The 15,210-nt window shown below is 72.6% G+C and carries 13 protein-coding genes; 9 read left to right on the top strand and 4 right to left on the bottom strand.

Going from position 1 to position 15,210, the window contains the following annotated elements; genetic code table 11:
* Positions 1 to 10 precede the first annotated feature (10 nt).
* Entirely contained in the window at positions 11 to 799 is a 789-nt protein-coding gene (gene lexA, locus ACIQD7_RS05520) for a transcriptional repressor LexA (protein ID WP_121830663.1), read from the bottom strand.
* A gap of 492 nt (positions 800 to 1,291) precedes the next feature.
* Here lexA and nrdR point away from each other — a divergent pair, with 492 nt between their 5' ends.
* Both nrdR and ACIQD7_RS05510 read left to right on the top strand, forming a co-directional pair.
* On the top strand, positions 1,292 to 1,801 hold the full coding sequence (gene nrdR / locus ACIQD7_RS05515; RefSeq protein WP_030220839.1) for a transcriptional regulator NrdR: 510 nt from the start codon (positions 1,292 to 1,294) through the stop codon (positions 1,799 to 1,801).
* A 178-nt stretch (positions 1,802 to 1,979) separates the two neighbouring features.
* On the top strand, positions 1,980 to 4,877 hold the full coding sequence (locus ACIQD7_RS05510; protein ID WP_402439558.1) for a vitamin B12-dependent ribonucleotide reductase: 2,898 nt from the start codon (positions 1,980 to 1,982) through the stop codon (positions 4,875 to 4,877).
* A gap of 60 nt (positions 4,878 to 4,937) precedes the next feature.
* Here the strand turns inward: ACIQD7_RS05510 and ACIQD7_RS05505 are convergent, their stop codons facing one another.
* Complete coding sequence (locus ACIQD7_RS05505) at positions 4,938 to 5,468, bottom strand: TerD family protein (RefSeq protein ID WP_402439556.1); 531 nt, start codon at positions 5,466 to 5,468, stop codon at positions 4,938 to 4,940.
* 334 nt (positions 5,469 to 5,802) lie between these two features.
* Between ACIQD7_RS05505 and ACIQD7_RS05500 the strand changes: the two genes are divergently transcribed.
* The 5 genes from ACIQD7_RS05500 to ACIQD7_RS05480 all read left to right on the top strand — a co-directional run bounded on the left by ACIQD7_RS05500 (position 5,803) and on the right by ACIQD7_RS05480 (position 9,872).
* On the top strand, positions 5,803 to 6,408 hold the full coding sequence (locus ACIQD7_RS05500) for a YdbC family protein (protein WP_121830660.1): 606 nt from the start codon (positions 5,803 to 5,805) through the stop codon (positions 6,406 to 6,408).
* Between the two features lie 101 nt (positions 6,409 to 6,509).
* Positions 6,510 to 7,169, top strand: coding sequence for a histidine phosphatase family protein (locus ACIQD7_RS05495; RefSeq protein ID WP_161371414.1), 660 nt, complete (start codon positions 6,510 to 6,512; stop codon positions 7,167 to 7,169).
* Between the two features lie 12 nt (positions 7,170 to 7,181).
* Entirely contained in the window at positions 7,182 to 8,090 is a 909-nt protein-coding gene (locus tag ACIQD7_RS05490; RefSeq protein ID WP_402439553.1) for an ADP-ribosylglycohydrolase family protein, read from the top strand.
* 322 nt (positions 8,091 to 8,412) lie between these two features.
* Positions 8,413 to 9,135, top strand: a complete 723-nt coding sequence (locus tag ACIQD7_RS05485; RefSeq protein ID WP_402439551.1) for a ribonuclease HII — start codon at positions 8,413 to 8,415, stop codon at positions 9,133 to 9,135.
* Between the two features lie 104 nt (positions 9,136 to 9,239).
* Positions 9,240 to 9,872 carry a hypothetical protein gene (locus tag ACIQD7_RS05480; protein ID WP_121830656.1) on the top strand — a complete coding sequence of 211 codons (633 nt, stop codon included), beginning with the start codon at positions 9,240 to 9,242 and terminating at the stop codon, positions 9,870 to 9,872.
* A gap of 134 nt (positions 9,873 to 10,006) precedes the next feature.
* Here ACIQD7_RS05480 and ACIQD7_RS05475 read toward each other — a convergent pair whose 3' ends face one another.
* The gene (locus ACIQD7_RS05475) at positions 10,007 to 10,636 is read right to left on the bottom strand and encodes a hypothetical protein (RefSeq protein ID WP_121830655.1); all 630 of its coding nucleotides are present in this window, start codon (positions 10,634 to 10,636) and stop codon (positions 10,007 to 10,009) included.
* Positions 10,637 to 10,982: 346 nt separating this feature from the next.
* Between ACIQD7_RS05475 and ACIQD7_RS05470 the strand changes: the two genes are divergently transcribed.
* Complete coding sequence (locus ACIQD7_RS05470) at positions 10,983 to 13,142, top strand: RecQ family ATP-dependent DNA helicase (protein ID WP_402439549.1); 2,160 nt, start codon at positions 10,983 to 10,985, stop codon at positions 13,140 to 13,142.
* Between the two features lie 132 nt (positions 13,143 to 13,274).
* Positions 13,275 to 13,880 carry a DNA-binding response regulator gene (locus ACIQD7_RS05465; protein ID WP_121830653.1) on the top strand — a complete coding sequence of 202 codons (606 nt, stop codon included), beginning with the start codon at positions 13,275 to 13,277 and terminating at the stop codon, positions 13,878 to 13,880.
* 33 nt (positions 13,881 to 13,913) lie between these two features.
* On the opposite strand, the gene ACIQD7_RS05460 is transcribed toward ACIQD7_RS05465, so the two are convergent.
* Positions 13,914 to 15,179, bottom strand: a complete 1,266-nt coding sequence (locus ACIQD7_RS05460) for a sensor histidine kinase (RefSeq protein ID WP_402439546.1) — start codon at positions 15,177 to 15,179, stop codon at positions 13,914 to 13,916.
* Between the last annotated feature and the right edge of the window lie 31 nt (positions 15,180 to 15,210).

The following is a 15,210-nucleotide window of genomic DNA, read 5'->3' as shown; positions in this document are numbered from 1 at the left end:
CGGGGTGCGGTCACACCCGTCGCAGCACCGCCACGACCTTGCCGAGGATGGTGGCCTCGTCGCCGGGGATGGGCTGGTACGCGGCGTTGTGCGGGAGCAGCCAGACGTGGCCGTCCTCGCGCTTGAAGCGCTTGACCGTGGCCTCGCCGTCCAGCATCGCGGCGACGATGTCGCCGTTCTCCGCGACGGGCTGGCGGCGGACGGTGACCCAGTCGCCGTCGCAGATGGCGGCCTCGATCATCGAGTCGCCGACGACCTTCAGGACGAACAGCTCGCCGTCGCCGACCAGCTGCCGGGGGAGGGGGAAGACGTCCTCGACGGACTCCTCGGCCAGGATCGGGCCGCCGGCGGCGATCCGGCCGACCAGCGGGACGTACGACGCGGCGGGCTTGCCGGTGGTGTCCGTGGGCTGGGTGCTCGGCTGGTCGGAGCCGCGCACCTCGTAGGCCCGGGGGCGGTGCGGGTCGCGGCGGAGGAAGCCCTTGCGCTCCAGCGCCATGAGCTGGTGCGCCACCGAGGAGGTGCTGGAGAGGCCCACCGCCTGCCCGATCTCGCGCATCGACGGCGGGTAGCCCCGCCGCTGGACCGAGTCGCGGATGACCTCGATGACCCGGCGCTGCCGGTCGGTGAGGCCGGAGCTGTCGGCCCGGATGCCGGGAGGTCGTCCGGGAAGGGCGCGGGCGGGGCGCCCGGGCTCCTCGCCGGTCATGTTTACGTCACTCATGGCGTGCACCGCCTCGAGTCGGCCCTGGGAGCGGTCCTGGGCGGTGATGGTGGCACTGTCTGCGGTGGTGGTCACGTCGTCGGCCCCTCTCGAATGGTCTCCCTGGCTGGCACAACGGTAGTAGCTTTCGAAAGGTTGCGCCAAACACACGTTCGAGTGAAAATTCGCGGATTGTCTTACACCTGTCTGGGGAGAGGTGTATGCGCGCCGCCGTCCGGGGGACCGCGCCGCCGCCCCGAACGGGGCCTTCCGGTAGCCTTCGGCGCTGGGTCGCCCTCGCCCGCCGATCACCGGCGATCCCCACGACCGCCCGCGGTCCGTTCGGCGACCCCTCGCAGTGTTACACCCGGAGGGGCGGAATCCCGGGAGCGGACGCGCCGCGACACGCGGAGGGTCCGGAAGCGTCTGCAACCCAAGATCTAGTGGTTGGATGTCATCGACCACCCAGGGGTAGTGGTCCCGGTCTGCCGGGGGTGCTCGCATCACCTATGCTGGTGGTCGCTTCGCAGGGCCTTGACGGGCCGCGCGAGGCTCGTCAGCCGTGCCATGAGGGAGGCCTTGGAACCAATGCACTGCCCCTTCTGCAGGCACCCCGACAGCCGTGTCGTCGACAGTCGCACCACCGACGACGGGACGTCCATCCGACGCCGTCGCCAGTGTCCCGACTGCTCCCGTCGTTTCACGACGGTGGAGACCTGCTCGCTCATGGTGGTGAAGCGCTCCGGCGTCACCGAGCCCTTCAGTCGTACCAAGGTCATCTCCGGCGTGCGCAAGGCGTGCCAGGGAAGGCCGGTCACCGAGGACGCCCTCGCCAAGCTCGGCCAGCGGGTCGAGGAGGCGGTGCGCGCCACCGGCAGCGCCGAGCTGACCACCCACGACGTGGGCCTGGCGATCCTCGGCCCCCTGCGGGAACTCGACCTCGTCGCGTACCTGCGCTTCGCGTCCGTCTACAAGGCCTTCGACAGCCTGGAGGACTTCGAGGCCGCCATCGCGGAGCTCCGCGTGCGGCCCCCCGTCGAGAATCCCGGGAGCGGTGCGACCCCAGAGGTCCCCGTTCCCGCCACCGCCGCCGACTGACCGGCGGTCCGGGCCGCACGGCGGCCCGGTGCGACCGGCCGCCGTCGCGCGGCCCGGCAGACGTGCCCCGAACGGCCCTCCGGCCCTCGTGGCAGCAGTACTGAACGACGTACCAGAAGACGGTGCCCTGGGACTATCTGGGCGCCAAAGTGTGTTTTGCCCGTATATGGGAGGCGGCATGACAGAGACGGCGAGCGGCCCGGCACGTGGTTCCCGCACCAAGGGAGCCAAGTCGGCGAGCAAGGGCCTGCGCATCGAGCGCATCCACACCACCCCCGGCGTGCATCCGTACGACGAGGTGACGTGGGAGCGCCGGGACGTCGTCATGACCAACTGGCGCGACGGCTCGGTGAACTTCGAGCAGCGCGGCGTCGAGTTCCCCGACTTCTGGTCGGTGAACGCGGTCAACATCGTCACCAGCAAGTACTTCCGCGGCGCGGTCGGCACCCCGCAGCGCGAGACCGGTCTCAAGCAGCTCATCGACCGGATCGTGAAGACGTACACGAAGGCCGGCGAGGAGTACGGCTACTTCGCCTCGCCCGCCGACGCCGAGATCTTCGAGCACGAGCTGGCCTACGCCCTCCTGCACCAGATCTTCAGCTTCAACTCGCCGGTCTGGTTCAACGTCGGCACCCCGCAGCCCCAGCAGGTCTCCGCCTGCTTCATCCTGTCCGTCGACGACTCCATGGAGTCCATCCTCGACTGGTACAAGGAAGAGGGCATGATCTTCAAGGGCGGCTCCGGCGCCGGCCTGAACCTCTCCCGCATCCGCTCCTCCAAGGAGCTGCTCTCCTCCGGCGGCAACGCCTCCGGCCCGGTCTCCTTCATGCGCGGCGCCGACGCCTCCGCCGGCACGATCAAGTCCGGCGGCGCCACCCGCCGCGCGGCCAAGATGGTCATCCTCGACGTCGACCACCCCGACATCGAGGACTTCATCGAGACCAAGGTCAAGGAAGAGGAGAAGATCCGCGCGCTGCGCGACGCGGGCTTCGACATGGACCTGGGCGGCGACGACATCACGTCCGTCCAGTACCAGAACGCCAACAACTCCGTCCGCGTGAACGACGCCTTCATGAAGGCCGTCGAGGACGGCGGGAAGTTCGGCCTGCGCGCCCGCATGACCGGCGAGGTCATCGAGGAGGTCGACGCCAAGGCGCTCTTCCGCAAGATGGCCGAGGCCGCGTGGGCCTGCGCCGACCCGGGCATCCAGTACGACGACACGATCAACCGCTGGCACACCTGCCCCGAGTCCGGCCGCATCAACGGCTCGAACCCGTGCAGCGAGTACATGCACCTGGACAACACGTCCTGCAACCTCGCCTCGCTGAACCTGATGAAGTTCCTCAAGGACGACGGCAAGGGCCACCAGTCCTTCGACGTCGAGCGCTTCGCCAAGGTCGTCGAGCTCGTCATCACCGCGATGGACATCTCCATCTGCTTCGCCGACTTCCCGACGCAGAAGATCGGCGAGAACACCCGCGCCTTCCGTCAGCTCGGCATCGGCTACGCCAACCTCGGCGCCCTCCTGATGGCGACCGGCCACGCGTACGACTCCGACGGCGGCCGCGCCCTCGCCGGCGCCATCACCTCCCTGATGACCGGCACCTCGTACAAGCGCTCCGCCGAACTCGCCGCCGTCGTCGGCGCGTACGACGGCTACGCCCGCAACGCCGAGCCGCACCAGCGCGTCATGAAGCAGCACGCCGACGCCAACACCACGGCCGTCCGCGTGGACGACCTGGACTCCCCGATCTGGGCCGCCGCCACGGAGGCCTGGCAGGACGTGATCCGCCTCGGCGCCAAGAACGGCTTCCGCAACGCCCAGGCCTCGGTCATCGCCCCCACCGGCACCATCGGTCTCGCGATGTCCTGCGACACCACCGGCCTGGAGCCCGACCTCGCCCTGGTCAAGTTCAAGAAGCTCGTCGGCGGCGGCTCGATGCAGATCGTCAACGGCACCGTCCCGCAGGCCCTGCGCCGCCTGGGCTACCAGGAGGAGCAGATCGAGGCGATCGTCGCCCACATCGCCGAGCACGGCAACGTGGTCGACGCCCCCGGCCTCAAGGCCGAGCACTACGAGGTCTTCGACTGCGCCATGGGCGAGCGCTCCATCTCCGCGATGGGCCACGTCCGCATGATGGCCGCCATCCAGCCGTGGATCTCGGGCGCCCTCTCCAAGACCGTGAACCTGCCGGAGACGGCCACGGTCGAGGACGTCGAGGAGGTCTACTTCGAGGCCTGGAAGATGGGCGTCAAGGCGCTCGCCATCTACCGCGACAACTGCAAGGTCGGCCAGCCGCTCTCCGCCAAGAAGAAGGAGGACGAGAAGGCCGAGGTCACCGCGAAGTCCGAGGCGACGATCCGCGAGGCCGTCGAGAAGGTCGTCGAGTACCGCCCGGTCCGCAAGCGCCTGCCCAAGGGCCGCCCGGGGATCACCACCTCCTTCACCGTCGGCGGCGCCGAGGGCTACATGACCGCCAACTCCTACCCGGACGACGGTCTCGGCGAGGTCTTCCTGAAGATGTCGAAGCAGGGCTCGACCCTCGCCGGCATGATGGACGCCTTCTCCATCGCCGTCTCCGTCGGCCTCCAGTACGGCGTCCCGCTGGAGACGTACGTCTCGAAGTTCACCAACATGCGCTTCGAGCCGGCCGGCATGACGGACGACCCGGACGTGCGGATGGCGCAGTCGATCGTCGACTACATCTTCCGCCGCCTGGCGCTCGACTTCCTGCCCTTCGAGACCCGGTCCGCCCTCGGCATCCACTCGGCCGAGGAGCGCCAGCGCCACCTGGACACCGGCTCGTACGAGCAGCCCGGGGACAACGAGGTCGACGTCGAGGGCCTGGCCCAGTCGGCGCCCCGCACCCCGGAGCTGAAGGCCGTCGCCACCGCCCCGGCCCCCAAGACCGAGGTCCCGGCCCCGAAGCAGGCGCACACCTCGGCGGAGCTCGTCGAGATGCAGCTCGGCATCAGCGCCGACGCCCCGCTCTGCTTCTCCTGCGGCACGAAGATGCAGCGGGCCGGCTCCTGCTACATCTGCGAGGGCTGCGGCTCCACCAGCGGCTGCAGCTGATCCGTCCGTGAGAGGGGCGTCGACCGACCGGTCGGCGCCCCTTCCGCGTGCCCCGGAGGATCAGGAGGCCTCGGAGCCGAGGAGCGTGCCGAAGGCCTGGGGGTCGGCGTCGAAGCCGCGGAGGGCCGGGCGGTACGCCCAGCCGTCCGGTCCGGTGCGGGTGAACTCCACGACCGTCGCCGACAGGGCGCCCGGGACGTCCGCGAAGTCGTGCGTCAGGAGGTCCGTGTAGCCCTCGCGGACCCGTACGCCCGTGCCCGTGACGTCGCCGAAGGAGATCCGCCCGCCGCTCTGCTGTATCGCCACGCCCACCACCACGCGCGCGTACCTCGGGGCCAGCCGGTCCAGCTCGACGGTCATGGCCTCGTCGTAGCCGAACCCCTGGCCCGTACGGCTGTCGCGGTGGAGGGTGATCGTGCCGTCCGGGGAGCGGCTGCCGAAGTGCACCAGCTGGGCCGGGGCGCCGTGCGGGTCGTCGGAGGTGAAGACGCCGGCGACGAGGTCCAGGTCGTGGGCCGGCGCGCCGGCCGGGGCGGGGTCCCACTTGAGCGTCACCTCGACGCGCCCCACCCCTTTGTTGAGTCCGCTCATGGTGCTTCCCCTCTCCGCGCGCCCCCGCGCGCCTCGCCTCGTACCGCCGGCCCGTGCGCGGGGCCCGGGTCGCGTGCCGGTCACTCATGGTGTCATGCGCCGGTGGCAGAGGGTCCGGCGCCGGAGGGGACCGGCGGTGACGAGCCGGATCTCGTCGTCCGTCTGGCTCGAACCGGACGGGTGGAAGAACTCGGCTCATGAGGAAGGTTTCTGACGGGCGTTCACGGGAAGTCCGGTCGAGGCGTCCGGTCCGGAGCGGGGGAGCGCGCGCGGCCGGAGCGCGTGCGCCCGCCGGGGACTGCCGGGGTGCCTCCCGGCCCCGTACGATGGCGCGGTGCTGGTCAAGTGGATTCGCTGCACCGTGGTGGACCGTCGAGGGTTCGAGCGGGGGCAGCGGAAATGGGCGGGGCTGCTCGGTGAGCCGGGCTTCCGGGGGCAGGGCGGCGGGTGGAGCCGGAGCCGGCCGGACGTCGCCCACGTCTTCGCGTTCTGGGAGAGCCGGGCCTTCTACGACTCCTTCATGGCGCGGTCGCACGACCGGCTCGCGGCGTCCCAGGTCGGCACGTTCCGCGACGGCCGGGTCAGGCTGTTCGACCACCGCTTCGACGTGAAGACCGGATTCGAGCCGCGCTTCTCCGACGCCGACGTGGCGCGGGTGGCGCACTGCCGTGTCCACGAGGACCGCGCCGAGCACTTCGCGCTCATGCAGGAGAAGGTGTGGAACCCGGCGATGGCCGGATCCCCCGGGATGCTGCGGGGCATGTTCGGCGAGGCGCCCGGCAGCGAGTTCCTGGTCCTCTCGATGTGGCAGTCCGCCGCCGAGCACGGCAAGTACCGCGAGGAGCGGGTCGAGCGGCTCGGGCTGCGGGCCAGGACCGCGGCCGACGTGGCGGCGCTGAACGGGGACGTCGTACGGCTCGAACCGTCCTGGACGGTCTGAGGACCCCGCCGCCCCGCCCTGGACGGTCCGAGGGCCCCGCCGCCCCGCCGGTCGCCCCCCTCGGCCGAGCCTTCCGGAGGACGGCGATCTAGGGTCGGGGTATGGCACGACCGCGGCGCATCGTCCTCGTCCGGCACGGAGAGTCCGAGGGCAATGCCGACGACACGGTGTACGAACGCGAGCCCGACCATGCCCTGAAGCTGACCGCGACCGGACTGCGGCAGGCCGAGGAGACGGGGGATCGGCTGCGGGAGCTCTTCGGCGACGAGCCGGTCAGCGTCTACGTCTCCCCCTACCGGCGCACCCACGAGACCCTCCGCGCCTTCCGGTTCCCCCCGGAGCAGGTCCGGGTCCGCGAGGAGCCGCGCCTGCGGGAGCAGGACTGGGGCAACTGGCAGGACAGGGAGGACGTGCGCCTCCAGAAGGCCTACCGCGACGCGTACGGGCACTTCTTCTACCGCTTCGCCCAGGGGGAGTCGGGCGCGGACGTCTACGACCGGGTCGGGGCCTTCCTGGAGAGCCTGTACCGCAGCTTCGAGGCCCCCGACCACCCGCCCAACGTCCTCCTCGTCACCCACGGACTGACCATGCGCCTCTTCTGCATGCGCTGGTTCCACTGGACGGTCGCGGACTTCGAGTCGCTGTCGAACCCCGGCAACGCCGAGACCCGCGTCCTCCTGCTCGGGGAGGACGGGAGGTACCGTCTGGACAGGCCGTTCGAACGCTGGCGTACCCCGGAACCGTACGGCAGCACCGGATAGAGTGGCAGACCGATGACCGCTGACTCCTCACCCGACCGGCGCTTCGACCGCGCCCTGGCCAGCCTGCGCGGGCTGTCCGTGGGAGACGCCCTGGGCTCCCAGTTCTTCGTACCCGTCCACTACCCCCTCCTGAAGCGGCGCGAGCTGCCGCCCGGACCCTGGCAGTGGACCGACGACACCGAGATGGCCTGCTCCGTCCTGGCCGTCCTCGCGCGACACGGCCGGATCGACCAGGACGCCCTGGCCCTGTCCTTCGCGCACCACCACGACTTCGACCGGGGCTACGGCCCGGCGGTCAACCGGATGCTCAGGCTCGTCCGGGAGGGTGGCGACTGGCGGGAGCTGGCCGCCGCGCTCTTCAAGGGGCAGGGCTCCTGGGGGAACGGCGCCGCGATGCGGATCGCCCCGCTCGGGGCCTGGTACGCGGACGACCCGGAGCAGGCCACCCACCAGGCCGAGATCTCCGCGTACACGACCCACCAGCACCGCGAGGCCGTGGTCGGCGCCATGGCCGTCGCCGCCGCGGCCGCCCTCGCGGCCGACCCCGCCGGGCCGCCCACGCCCGAGGCGCTGCTCGACGGGGTGATCGCCCTGGTGCCGCGCAGCGCGGTCGGGGCGGGGCTGCGCAGGGCCCGCGACATGCTCGACTACGGCGACCCCGGCACGGTCGCCGCCGTGCTCGGCAGCGGACGGCGCACCAGCGCGCACGACACGGTCCCCTTCGCCCTCTGGTCGGCCGCGCGGGCGCTCGGCGACTTCGAGCGGATGTTCTGGACGACCGCGCAGGTCGGCGGCGACGTCGACACGACCTGTGCCATCGCGGGGGGCGTGGTGGCCGCCACGGAGGCCGGCGCGCCGCCGGTGGACTGGCTGGGGCAGACCGAGGACCTTCCGGAGTGGGTGCCCGTCACGACCTCCTGAGACCGGGGTCCGGTGTCGCCGGGTCCGGGGGATGACCACCTGCCGGGCCCGGGGATGACCATCTGCCGGGCCCGGGGTTTGCCCGTGCCTTCGCGGGTGCGACCTCCCGTGTGCTGGTGGGGGTTTGGTGCCGGTTTTTTTTGGGTTTTCCAGGGCTTCGAGGCGTCGCCTTCCCCCTTTCCATGGTGTGCGGAAGTGAATTCCGGGGCGGTCGGAGCGGGGTGGCGGCGGGGTCGGGAGGCGGGACGGCGGGGGCGTGCGGGAGCTTGGCGGGAATCCGGGTATCGCGGGCGGTCCCGGGCGGCGTAACCTGTCTGGCGCCATGCCGTACGAACCCCCCACCCACACCGTCGAGCGATCGCTCCGAGCCACCACCGGCGCCAGGATCGTCGCCGGAGTCGACGAAGTCGGGCGCGGGGCGTGGGCCGGTCCCGTCACGGTCTGCGCGGCCGTCACCGGACTGCGCCGGCCCCCCGAAGGACTCACCGACTCCAAGCTGATCACCCCCCACCGCCGTGCCGCCCTCGCGGTGGAACTGGAGCGGTGGGTGACGGCGTACGCGCTCGGCGACGCCTCCCCGCAGGAGATCGACGACCTCGGCATGACCGCGGCGCTGCGGCTCGCGGCGGTCCGGGCCCTCGAAGGCCTCCCCGTGCGGCCCGACGCGGTGATCCTCGACGGCAAGCACGACTACCTCGGCAGCCCCTGGCGGGTCCGTACGGTGATCAAGGGCGACCAGTCCTGCATTGCCGTGGCCGCAGCCTCCGTCCTCGCCAAGGTCCGCAGGGACGCCCTCATGGCGGAGCTGGGGGCCGGGGCCGGCACCGGTCCGGGGGAGTACGCGCCGTACGCCTTCGGCGCCAACGCGGGCTACCCCTCGCCGGTCCACCGGGCGGCCCTCGCGGAGCTGGGCCCCACCCCGCACCACCGGCTCTCCTGGTCCTACCTGGACGCGCTGCCCCGGTGGCGCCACCTCAAGAAGGTCCGCCTCTCCGTCGAGGCGGCCGCGCTGGAGAGCGGGGGCCAACTCGGCTTCGACTTCTGAACTTCCGGTCACGGAGCCGCCGAAGGGCCGCTCACGCGCCCGGGGCGCACCTGTGCGCCCACCCGCCGATGCCCCGCGCAGCGGCGTTTGATAGACATCCACCCATGCCTCTCATCCCCGAGGAGCCTCAGATTCACGAGAGCGCCCAGGGTCCCCGCGCCACCGCGGCCGCCGGCCGCCCCGCGTCGACCCCCCGTCCCGTACCCGGTCCGCGTTCCGCGGCCTCCCCGCGACCCGGACACCCCGTCCCCGGACCCGCCCGGCCCGCGCCGCCGAAGCCGCGGCCCGTGCCCGGCAAGGCCCCGGCCGGTCGCACGGAGAATCGTTCCGACCAGCGGTCCGCCCCCCAGCTCCAGCTGATCCCGGCCCCTGTCGACGGCGCGCTCGACGCCGCCGAGGAGGCCCTGGACCTGCTCCTGGAGAGCGGCCGCGCCCCCGGCGAGGTCCTGCTGCTCACCACCGGCGAGCAGCACCCCTGGACGGCGCACGAGCTGTCCTTCGGCGAGGCCTCCTACTGGGCCCAGCAGGACAGCGGCGACGACGTGTTCTTCGCCGACGCCTCCGCCGTGGAGCGGGCCGCCCCCCGTCCCGTGGTGATCGTCGCCGTCAACGGCGGGGACGACGCGGCGACCGCCCGCGTCCTGCCCGCGGCGATGGCCCGCGCGGGCGCGCTGCTCGTCGTCTGCGGCGACCCGCAGCGCATCACGGAGCTCCTCGGAGCGGGCGCCGGCGTCTGACCGGCGGCCCTTTCCCCGGCCGTTCCTCCCGCCGGGCCCCGAGGGGTCCGGCGGAGGCCGCCGGCGGCCGTACGACGCCCCTGCGGCGTCCGTAACGCGGTCCGTGCGCCGCGGGTCGACCGCCGCCCGTGCGCTCAGCGCGCGGCGGCCCGGCGCAGCGGCTCGGCCGCGCCGCTCGCGGTCCTCGGCGTGATCCGGTCGAACTCGGCCGGACCGTCGTCGAGCGGCACGGGAAGCGAGTCGGAGCTCGGCCTGCGGCCTCCCCGGCCCTCGCCGAGCACCTGCCAGCCGCTCTTGGTCAGCGTGATGTACGCCCCGCAGCGCAGCCCGTGCAGCGTGCAGGCGTCCCGGAGCCCCCACATCCAGGCCCCGTCCTCCTCCGTCCACCGCTCGTCGCCCTCGCGGCAGTACAGCAGCACCGCGGTCCGCACCGGCGTCCGCCTCCGCAGGTCGTGCGGGATCACGCGCCGCAGGTGCGCGAGCAGCGCGTTGCGGAACTCCCAGCCGTCCGCCGGCGCGGAGCGGGTGACGAACGAGGCGCTGGCGGCGATCCGCTCCTCGTGGTCCAGGACCGCGAGGACCGCCGTCGAGGGCTCGGGCGCGTGACGGGAGTGCAGGCCGCCCACGACCTCGCGCGGATCACCGAGCAGGGGGATCCCCGCCGCGGCCCACTCGGAGGGTTCGAGTATCCGGGCCAGACGGCTGGCGGACCCGGACGACGATCTGAACGAGGTGGCTGTGGGCGGAGCGAATCCGAGGGTCACGGTCCTCCCTTCGGATACGCGCCCGCTGAGCGGGCAAGGTCGGGTGAGGGCGCACCACGGCACAGTCCTTCCGGACCGCTGACGGGCCTTGTGGGGCGGTGGTCCAATTCTTGCGGGCCCGTGCGCGAGCGGCAATGAGCAATTGAGGCCGCTGACGGGAATGCGTTGGTATGCCACTCATATCCCTGCCCAGTTGCCCATTGTTCACTCCCCGTTCGTCCGCCGGTTTCCTCTCCACGCGCCGGACACCCCGCGGGCACCAGCGGAAACACCCCTTCCGCTCGTGGACGGGCCGTCACGCTGGGTGAGTTCGCCGATTGTCAGTGGCATCGGGTTGCATGGGGGCATGGACAACCTGGAGCTCCGCGCCGAAGCCGATGCCGTTCTCGCCGGGCTGGTCGGCGCCCCCGAGGGGACGGCGCGGCTGCGGGAGGACCAGTGGCTCGCGGTGGCCGCCCTCGTGGAGGAGCGGCGGCGGGCCCTGGTGGTGCAGCGCACCGGCTGGGGCAAGTCGGCGGTGTACTTCGTCGCCACCGCGCTGCTGCGCCGCCGCGGCTCGGGACCCACCGTGATCATCTCGCCGCTCCTCGCGCTCATGCGCAACCAGGTCGAGGCGGCGGAGCGGGCCGGCATCCGGGCCCGCACCATCAACTCGGCCAACCCCGAGGAGTGGGACGCGATCTACGACGAGGTCGAGCGCGGCGACACCGACGTCCTCCTCGTGAGCCCCGAGCGCCTCAACTCCGTGGACTTCCGCGAGCAGGTGCTCCCCAAGCTCGCGGCCACCACGGGCCTCCTGGTGGTCGACGAGGCGCACTGCATCTCCGACTGGGGCCACGACTTCCGCCCCGACTACCGACGGCTGCGCACCATGCTCACCGAGCTCGCCCCCGGGGTGCCCGTCCTCGCCACCACCGCGACGGCCAACGCCCGGGTGACCGCCGACGTGGCCGAGCAGCTCGGCACCGGGGCCGGCGAGGCGCTGGTGCTGCGCGGCTCCCTGGAGCGCGAGAGCCTGCGGCTCGGCGTGGTCCGGCTGCCGGACGCCGCGCACCGGCTGGCCTGGCTCGCCGAGCACCTGGACGAGCTGCCGGGCTCCGGCATCGTCTACGCGCTGACGGTCGCCGCCGCCGAGGAGGCCACCGCCTTCCTGCGGCAGCACGGCTTCGCGGTCGCCTCGTACACGGGCCGCACGGAGAACGCCGACCGGCTCCAGGCCGAGGCCGACCTCCAGGACAACCGGGTCAAGGCGCTCGTGGCCACCTCCGCCCTCGGCATGGGCTTCGACAAGCCCGACCTCGGCTTCGTGATCCACCTCGGCTCCCCGTCCTCCCCGATCGCCTACTACCAGCAGGTGGGCCGGGCCGGGCGCGGCGTGGAGCACGCGGAGGTGCTGATGCTGCCGGGCAGGGAGGACGAGGCGATCTGGCGCTACTTCGCCGACACCGCCTTCCCGCCCGAGGCGCAGGTCCGCCAGACCCTGGCCGCCCTCGCCGACGCGGGACGGCCGCTGTCCGTGCCCGCCCTGGAGGCGGCGGTGGACCTGCGGCGCACCCGCCTGGAGACGATGCTCAAGGTCCTCGACGTGGACGGCGCCGTACGCCGCGTCAAGGGCGGCTGGGAGAGCACCGGGCGGCCCTGGGCGTACGACACCGAGCGGTACGCGTGGGTGGCGCGGCAGCGGGCCGCCGAGCAGCAGGCCATGCGCGACTACGTGAGCTCCTCCGGGTGCCGGATGGAGTTCCTGCGCCGCCAGCTGGACGACGAGGGCGCGGCCCCGTGCGGCCGCTGCGACAACTGCGCGGGCGCCTGGGCCGACGCCTCCGTGTCGCAGGAGACGCTGACGGGCGCGACCCGGGAGCTGGACCGCCCGGGCGTGGAGGTCGAGCCGCGCCGGATGTGGCCGACCGGGATGCCCGCCCTGGGCATCGAGCTCAAGGGCCGCATCCCGGCGGGCGAGCAGTGCTCCACCGGACGGGCCCTGGGGCGGCTCTCGGACATCGGCTGGGGCAACCGCCTGCGCCCCCTCCTCGCCGAGCACGCGCCCGACGGGCCGGTCCCGGACGACGTCCTCAAGGCCGCGGTGGCGGTCCTCGCCGACTGGGCGCGCTCCCCGGGCGGCTGGGCGCCGGACGTCCAGGACGCCTCCGCGCGGCCGGTGGGAGTCGTCGCCGTGCCCTCCCTGGCCCGCCCGCACCTGGTCGGCTCCCTCGCCCGGGGCATCGCGGACGTCGGCCGCCTCCCGTACCTGGGCACCCTGACGCACACGGGCCCGGACGGCGCGCACGCGGTGCGCCGCAGCAACTCCGCACAGCGCCTCAGGGCGCTCTCCGGTGCCTTCTCCGTCTCCGGGGAGCTGTCCGAAGCCCTGGCGGCCGCTCCCGGCCCCGTGCTGCTCGTGGACGACTTCACCGACTCCGGCTGGACCCTCGCCGTCGCCGCCCGGCTGCTCCGCCGGGCGGGCGCGGCGCGGGTGCTCCCGCTGGTCCTCGCCGCGGCCGGGTGACCCCCTCGGATTCCCGACACCACGTCCAACCGGGCTTTTCGCCTTCCGCGTTCGGGTTCCGGTTGTCCGCGCAGGGCTAAGATCGACCGAAACCGAAGGGACCGCCCGCGTTTGCGGCGTCATGGGGGGACGATGGTCAGAATCCTGCTCGCCGAGGACATGCTCATGCTGCGCAGGGCCCTGGTGGCCCTGCTGGAGCTGGAGGCGGACCTCGAAGTGGTCGCCGAGGTGGACGCCGGGGACAAGGTGGTGCCCAGGGCGCTCGAAGTACGGCCCGACGTCGCGGTCCTCGACATCGACCTGCCCGGGATGGACGGCATCCGGGCCGCCGGCCTGCTGCACGAGCGGCTGCCGGAGTGCCGGACCGTGATCCTGACGAGCCTGGGACGGCCCGGCAACCTGATGCGCGCCCTCCAGGCCCACGCCTCGGGCTTCCTGCTCAAGGACGCCGACCCCTCCCAACTGGCCGCGGCGATACGGGACGTGGCGGCCGGGAAGCAGGTCATCGACCCCCAGCTGGCCGTCGCCACGCTCCAGATCGGCGACAACCCGCTGAGCCCCCGGGAGACCGAGGTGCTCCGGCTGGCCTCCGAGGGGGAGGACGTGCCCGAGATCGCGCGGCGTCTCTTCCTGTCCGCCGGGACCGTACGGAACTACCTGACGACCAGCGTCACCAAGCTCAACGCCCGCAACCGCATGGACGCGGTCCGCATCGCCCGGGACATGGGCTGGCTCTGAGACCGGCCCGCGTCCCGGGAGGGGTGGGGCGGGTCAGCGGCCCGGGAGGGCGGCCGCCTCCGGCTCGTCGTCCGGGGGCACGCGGACGCCCGCCCGCTCGTCGTCCGGGGCCACGCGGACGCCCGCCTGCCGGGGGACCTCCGCGCTGAGCCGGAACCAGCCGTCCTCGCGCACCCCCGACGTGAGCCGGCCGCCCAGCGCCTCCACGCGCGTGGTCATGTTGTTCAGGCCGCTGCCGCCCGCCCCGGGAGCGGCCGTGTGGAAGATCGAACGCTCTTCCCCCACGCCGTCGTTGACGACCGTGATCCGCACGTGGTCGCCCTCCTCGGCCGTCTCGATCACACAGTGCTGGGCCTTGCTGTGCTGGAGCACGTTGGTGATGCCCTCGCGGAGCACCGTCGCCAGGACCGTGTCGACGGGACCCGAGGGCAGCTCGACGCCGGCGCGCACCTCGGTCCGTATGCCGATCGTCCGCAGCAGCGACTCGGCCGAGTCGAGCTCGCGGCGCAGGCTCATGTGCAGATAACTGCTGGCCACGGCACGGACGTCGGCCAGGGCCTGACGGGCCGTCTGGAGGATCTCGGTGATCTCGGTCTCGGCCCGCTCCGGGTCCAGCCGGACGAGCCGGGAGGCGAGCTCGCACTTCAGGGTGATGGTCGAGAGGCTGTAACCGAGCAGGTCGTGCAGGTCGCGGGCGAAGCGGAGACGTTCCTGCGTGATGGCCAGATGGGCGAGCTCCTCGCGCGCGGTCTGCACCTCGCGGATCAGAGAGGCGAGCCGGCTCACCCCGTAGACCACGAGACCGGTCAGGGCCGTGGCGACGCAGTTGTACGCCAGCTCGCCCACGCCGAAACCGACCGCGAACTGCAGCGCTCCGGTGGTCACCACGACGGTGCCGAAGGCGAGCCAGCCCAGCGCGGTGCGCAGCACGAGCAGCGAGGACGCGGCGAGGAAACCGGGCATCCCCAGCCAGGCGGCGCCGAAGACGCCGAACGGCGCGTACGTCAGCAGGGTCTGCGCGGCCAGGGTCCAGCGGCGGTGCCGGGTCACGGCGGGCGGCATGAACGACGGGAAGGAATGGCACAGTTGCAGGCCCATCAGGACCAGCAGCAGCGCGAAGCAGGACACCAGGCCGAGCGTGGTGTAGCGGGCCTGGAGCACGTACGTGACGGCGACCGCGAAGAAGCCGCAGATCACCACCGTGGTGATGGCGACGGCGACCCGTGGCGCCATCTCCGCCTGGGGAGCCAGACCTTCCTCGAACGGTGTGTCACGGGAGGGCGACGCTGTCCGACGCATGATGGCTCCTCGCCTGAAGACGCTCCGGTAC

The organism is Streptomyces sp. NPDC093071, assembly GCF_044754545.1.
In the GTDB taxonomy this organism is placed as follows: domain Bacteria; phylum Actinomycetota; class Actinomycetes; order Streptomycetales; family Streptomycetaceae; genus Streptomyces.
Note: the sequence above shows the minus strand (reverse complement) of the source record. Positions and strands in the feature narration are given on the sequence as shown.

What these genes read in the sequence shown, in the direction of transcription:
- nrdR (WP_030220839.1), top strand. Translation starts at nt 1,292, where the DNA reads ATGCACTGCCCCTTCTGCAGGCACCCCGACAGCCGTGTCGTCGACAGT.
- ACIQD7_RS05510 (WP_402439558.1), top strand. Translation starts at nt 1,980, where the DNA reads ATGACAGAGACGGCGAGCGGCCCGGCACGTGGTTCCCGCACCAAGGGA.
- ACIQD7_RS05505 (WP_402439556.1), bottom strand. Translation starts at nt 5,468, where the DNA reads ATGAGCGGACTCAACAAAGGGGTGGGGCGCGTCGAGGTGACGCTCAAG.
- ACIQD7_RS05495 (WP_161371414.1), top strand. Translation starts at nt 6,510, where the DNA reads ATGGCACGACCGCGGCGCATCGTCCTCGTCCGGCACGGAGAGTCCGAG.
- ACIQD7_RS05490 (WP_402439553.1), top strand. Translation starts at nt 7,182, where the DNA reads ATGACCGCTGACTCCTCACCCGACCGGCGCTTCGACCGCGCCCTGGCC.
- ACIQD7_RS05485 (WP_402439551.1), top strand. Translation starts at nt 8,413, where the DNA reads ATGCCGTACGAACCCCCCACCCACACCGTCGAGCGATCGCTCCGAGCC.
- ACIQD7_RS05480 (WP_121830656.1), top strand. Translation starts at nt 9,240, where the DNA reads ATGCCTCTCATCCCCGAGGAGCCTCAGATTCACGAGAGCGCCCAGGGT.
- ACIQD7_RS05470 (WP_402439549.1), top strand. Translation starts at nt 10,983, where the DNA reads ATGGACAACCTGGAGCTCCGCGCCGAAGCCGATGCCGTTCTCGCCGGG.
- ACIQD7_RS05465 (WP_121830653.1), top strand. Translation starts at nt 13,275, where the DNA reads ATGGTCAGAATCCTGCTCGCCGAGGACATGCTCATGCTGCGCAGGGCC.
- ACIQD7_RS05460 (WP_402439546.1), bottom strand. Translation starts at nt 15,179, where the DNA reads ATGCGTCGGACAGCGTCGCCCTCCCGTGACACACCGTTCGAGGAAGGT.